A 5429-nucleotide genomic window follows, 5' to 3' on the forward strand; every position below is an offset into this window, starting at 1 on the left:
GGGTCAAGCCCGACAATGACATTTTAAACTTATTGGATTTTCTATGACACAAAAAAACTGATTACGAGCGGCATTCCTGTGTAAAAGTTGTATGCGGAGGAACAGACTTTGTAATCCAAGTGTTTCCGCCTATGACACAGCCTTCACCAATTACAGTATTTCCGCCTAAAATCGTGGCATTGGCATAAATCGTAACATTGTCTTCTATTGTTGGATGGCGTTTTTTGTTCATCAGCTCTTTTTTTACACTCAAAGCGCCCAATGTAACGCCTTGGTAAATTTTCACATTGTCGCCAATAATGCAGCTTTCGCCAATTACAACGCCAGTTCCATGGTCAATAAAAAAACTTTCGCCGATTTTTGCACCCGGATTTATATCAATTCCAGTGTGGCTGTGCGCGTACTCACTCATTATGCGCGGAATAACAGGAACTCCGCTTTCTGAAAGAAAATGGGCAATTCTATAAACGGAAATCGCTTCAAGGCAAGGATACGAAACTATTACTTCCTCGCTAGATTTTGCAGCCGGGTCTCCAGCATTTGCAGCCTGAACATCGAGTCCGATTTTTCTGCGGATTTCTGGAATTTCTTCAATAAGAGCAAGAGAGACTTTTTCCGCAAGATTAAAGCAATGTGAAAGTTCAACTTTGTCGTTCTGGACAACAAAAGAAAGGGCTTTTTTTATCTCGCGGGTAAGCATTGAAACTATGCGGTTTACGCGCTCGCCTGTAACAAATCTCAACGTAAGCGAATCAATTTCCTCTGCAACCCTGTAGCCCGGAAAAATCAAGCACTGAATATCCTTTAGAACCGTTATGACGTTTTCCCTGTTCGGAAACTTCATGGCTTCATCAAGGTTGATTCCTCCGTACTTTTGGTAAGATTCAAGTATTTTTTCTACGGCATTGTCAATTGTCGCGCTCATAAGACCTCGCTTTTTAATTTTCCGCAATCAAACTGGCTAGCTCCAGTATTTTTTGCCCCAGTTTTCAAAATTCCATTCATCGGAATATTCATTGCACTCATAGTCAATGTAATACAAAAGTCCGTTCTGTACAATAAAATTTGTGGGATAATAGTCGATATTAAGGTGAAGAGGATAAAGTTTGCGGCACATTTCTTCCACCTGAGCTATGTATTCAGGCTTTACAAGTTTTTTCTTGGCGAGCTGCTCTATTGTAGAACCGTCAATATACTCCTTTAAAATGCGCTCATTGTTAACATCATGCGCAATCATAAGCGGAATTCTTATGCCGGCATTCTTTAGACGCTCATAATCGTTGAGTTCTGCCATTATCTTGTTGCCAAACTGATAGTAGCTGCAAGGCTCGTGGTGAATCTGCTTAAGCACAAAAAGAGCTCCGCCACAAGAAGCAAGATACGAATATCCACCCTTGCCTTTGCCCAAAAGTTTTTCAAGCCGGTAATTCTTGCCGTTTAACGAAACATACGAATTAAGTTCAAGCATGGTACAACAATCTCCTTTTTGTTTTACTTTTATAATTAAAAAAACACGGCGTGTTTTTTTTTATTTTATAGTACGCGCAAGGCGGAAACCGTTATCTTTGTAAAGAAACTGTGTTAGCTCATTTTCAGATTGGTAAGAGCGACTAAAAATATTTTTAGAGTCTGTATCAAAAACACTTCCACCTCTACGTATGCATCCTGTTCCGCTTTCAACAGGATCTGTTACTTCCATTTCAGAAATATTGTTTGATCTATCAGAACAAAACTCCCAGCAGTTTCCGCTCATATCATAAAGTCCAAGGCTATTGGATTTTTTTAGCCCAACCTCATGGCTTTTCTTAGTCGCTCTATTATCATCATAATTATACCAAGCAACTTTATCTATATCTTTACTGCCAACATAAGTGTAATTCCAGTTGCTTCCATCTTGTTTTCCGCCACGGGCTGCAAATTCCCACTCTGCTTCTGTAGGCAAACGATAGCCGTTATTTTCTAGTTTATACGAAATTTGCCAGTTTGGAGCAACTGCCTTAATATTACTAAGGTCAATATTGTCATAGTCAATTTCACTGCCATTCGACTGAATTTCATAGCATTTATCAAGTCCCATTAATATAGAAAGTTTATTGCAGAACAAAATTGCATGATACCAATATATACCTTCAACTGGGCGCAGTTCTTGAGTTTCACCGTCTTCAGGAGGATAAGAGTCTCCTTGTTGTTTGCTCGGATTTTCTCCCATTACAGCCTCATAAAGTTCCTGCGTTACTTCGTACTTGCCTATGCTGTATGGGTTTAAAGTTACTGTGCGACCGTCAATAAAAACGCCTGCGCTTCCGCTTCCTGTAATTGTTGTGGCGGCATCAATTACTGTTGCAAGGGCTGTCTTTTCAAGCTTAGTTTTGTTTATAACTATGCTTCCGTCTTCGGCGACAAAGCAGTTGGAAATTATAAGGGTAAAAGGGCATTCTGTGGTTTTATCCGCTTCAACTTTTATATCTTTGCTTCCAGATGCAATAAGCTCATCATTGTTCGCAGAATCTCTCGCTTCCGCTTCAACGGTATATTCGCCGGCTTCAAGTTCTGTGAACTCTATTACCCCCCCCACAGAATCTTTCGTTTCAGAATAAACTTCATTTGTTACACGCACAACAAACTTGTCGGCATTTTCTTTGTTGTAAACATAGCGTCCGCCCGGCAAAGCCACACGGATTGAGCCTCCCTTTTCAGAGCCGCCGCTCATGTTCATGCAGGACGCAGCCACAAATAAAAACGCAAATAAAGCCGGAACAATAAATTTCTTCATAAAAGACCTCCAATTTTTAGATTATCGGGTCAAGCCCGATAATGACAACTTTCATCTCTCTGTCATTGTCGTACTTGAATTTCCATGTCATTCCCACACTTGATGTGGGAATCTCTGTTATAACTAATTTTTCAGGAACCTATTTTACATTATAATGAATAAATTCCAAAAAACAACTTTTTGGTGAAAATTTATTAAGAATTTTCCTTGAGTAAATACGTTATTTACCTTAGGAAAATAGTCTATTTACCACAGGTAAATATATTATTTACCCTAGGTAAATAGCTTATTGGCTGAATGTAAAATAATACTTTGAGGAAGAAATTTCATACTAAAATCCTAAATTTCTAAAAAAACAACAATTCGCCATAGAAAAACATTATAAAACGCCGAAAAATAGCAAAACAATATGCCGAGAAAAAACTTTATAATTCGCCGAATATAAGATATAATTAATTTATGAATGATTACAAACCAAGAATTGTAGATGAAATTTTGGCAAAAAAACTCGAAGCAAAAGGTGCCGTTCTCATAGAAGGACCAAAATGGTGCGGCAAAACAACAACAGCATTGCAGCAGGCCAAAAGTATTCTCAGAATGGACAACCCATTGGAAAAGGATCAGAATCTTCGTCTTTCAAAATTAAATCCTCAAAGGCTATTAAAAGGTGATACGCCTAGGCTTGTTGATGAATGGCAGATTGCTCCGACTCTTTGGGATACGGTTCGATATGAAATAGATCAGAGAGGAAAAATGGGACAATTTATTTTGACAGGTTCCGCCGTTCCTCCTGACACAAAAGAAATTACACATTCAGGTACAGGCCGTTTTACCTGGCTTAACATGAGACCTATGAGCCTTTATGAATCAGGAGAATCAACTGGTGAAGTAAGCTTGAAATCATTATTTGACGGAAACTTAAATATTGATGGTGAAAATAGCCTCGATGACATAGACAAGCTTGCCTATCTTGTTTGCAGAGGAGGATGGCCGCAGGCTATAGGACTGAAATCAGAAGCGGCTTTATAACAGGCTTTTGATTATTATGATGCAGTTGTTAAATCAGATATTAACAGAGCCGATGGAGTAAATAAAAATTCTGAGCGTGTTAAAAGGATTATGAAATCTTATGCCAGAAATCAGGGAAGCCAAGCCGCAAGCACAGTCATTGCTCAGGACATAGCAGTAAACGAAGTTGAAACTGTAAACGAGGACACTGTTCATTCTTATATAGAAGCATTGAAAAAAATTTTTGTTGTTGAAGACATGCCTGCTTGGAATCCAAATTTAAGATCAAAGTCTGCCATAAGGACATCTGATACAAGATATTATGTTGATTCTTCAATCGCCACTGCAAGCCTTGGCATTGGACCAGAAGATTTGATAAATGATTTAAAGACTTTTGGACTTTTCTTTGAAACTATGTGTGTAAGGGATTTAAGAATCTTTGCAGAAAGCTTAGACGGCTCAGTATATCATTACAGAGACAACACCAATCTTGAATGTGATACTGTAGTTCATTTGAGAAACGGTTCTTATGGTTTAATAGAAATCAAACTTGGCGGAGATGATTTAATTAATGAAGGTGCAGCAAATTTGTTAAAACTACAAGATAAGATTGATGTTTCTAAAATGAAAGAACCATCATTTTTAATGGTGTTGGTTGGAGCAGGAACTTATGCTTACAGAAGAGAAGATGGAATTCTTGTTGTTCCTATTGGATGTCTGAAGAACTAAAAAAAGTGGATGACGCCAAAAGTATCTTTTTTGTCATTTTCAATGCTAACGAGGTTGTCCTTGCCGCGCTTGATACCGCGATATTTTCATAGCAAACTCGGTTAGCAATCTACTGAAAATTTTCAACGGATTATCAACCGAGTTTCTTTCAGAAACATCGCAGGGTCAAGCTCGATAATGACAGTAAAATTTAAAACTCGAAACTGAACCAAATATTGAAAAAACTCGGCGAGAATTTTTTAAAACACACCGTACTTTTTAAATTTCACGCCGAGAATTTAGGGAAAATACGGCGTGTTTTTTTTATTTAGCCCAAATTTCGAGTTTCAGTAGGAATTTACAAAAAAAGCGTAAAACCTTAAAATTTGTCTGACAAACAAAAAATCAAAAGGATTACGCTTATGTATGAACAAATACTATCCTTAGTGACGTCATTTTTCAAGAGCATGAAAGGAAGCCTGATGTTTTCTTTTCTGCTCTCAAGGTGGAATGGAAAACGAGGCCCCAAAAGAAGACTGAGCCCCGAGCAGATTGTCGCCCTGAATATCTACAGGTTCCATTTTAGAGTCGGCGACCTGAAGAATTACCATAAGATGGTGAAGGAGCTCATGCATGATAAAGTTCCGGAGCTTACAAACTACGAGAACTTCCTGAAGGCTACAAACAAGTCGGCAGTCTTCATCCTTTCCTTTATGAACTTTTTAATGAGGCTGAACAGAATGAGCGGCTCAAAAATACATTATATGGACTCAACTCCAATATCAGTATGCATGAACCACAAGATTTACTCTCACAAGGTCACAAAAAAACATGCCAGAAGAAGCAAGTCGACAAAAGGCTGGTGGTATGGCTTCAAGATGAGCGGAATTTGCAACGAAAAAGGCGGATTGGAAAACATCATCTTTTCACATGCGAATGT

Annotated in this window: 6 protein-coding genes; 3 read left to right on the plus strand and 3 right to left on the minus strand. The window is 38.4% G+C overall.

The genetic code is table 11. The annotated features are described in order from the left end of the window. Positions 1-61 precede the first annotated feature (61 nt). From epsC to B3209_RS10005, 3 genes are read right to left on the minus strand one after another with little or no spacing between them, the layout of a single operon-like run. Positions 62-925, minus strand: coding sequence for a serine O-acetyltransferase EpsC (epsC, locus tag B3209_RS09995; protein WP_296662311.1), 864 nt, complete (start codon positions 923-925; stop codon positions 62-64). Between the two features lie 36 nt (positions 926-961). Continuing rightward, the gene (locus B3209_RS10000) at positions 962-1468 is read right to left on the minus strand and encodes a hypothetical protein (RefSeq protein ID WP_296662313.1); all 507 of its coding nucleotides are present in this window, start codon (positions 1466-1468) and stop codon (positions 962-964) included. Positions 1469-1528: 60 nt separating this feature from the next. Next, positions 1529-2773, minus strand: coding sequence for an SUMF1/EgtB/PvdO family nonheme iron enzyme (locus B3209_RS10005; RefSeq protein ID WP_296690569.1), 1245 nt, complete (start codon positions 2771-2773; stop codon positions 1529-1531). 459 nt (positions 2774-3232) lie between these two features. Here B3209_RS10005 and B3209_RS10010 point away from each other — a divergent pair, with 459 nt between their 5' ends. From B3209_RS10010 to B3209_RS10020, 3 genes are all read left to right on the plus strand, one after another. Continuing rightward, complete coding sequence (locus B3209_RS10010; RefSeq protein WP_296662317.1) at positions 3233-3802, plus strand: ATP-binding protein; 570 nt, start codon at positions 3233-3235, stop codon at positions 3800-3802. Between the two features lie 39 nt (positions 3803-3841). Beyond that, positions 3842-4510 (plus strand): DUF4143 domain-containing protein, encoded by a 669-nt coding sequence (locus B3209_RS10015; protein WP_296662318.1) that lies wholly within the window; start codon positions 3842-3844, stop codon positions 4508-4510. Positions 4511-4971: 461 nt separating this feature from the next. Further along, positions 4972-5429 (plus strand): transposase (locus tag B3209_RS10020; protein WP_296690570.1); only part of this gene is annotated, 458 nt, incomplete at its 3' end.

The organism is Treponema sp. UBA6852, assembly GCA_002449305.1.
Lineage (GTDB): Bacteria > Spirochaetota > Spirochaetia > Treponematales > Treponemataceae > Treponema_D.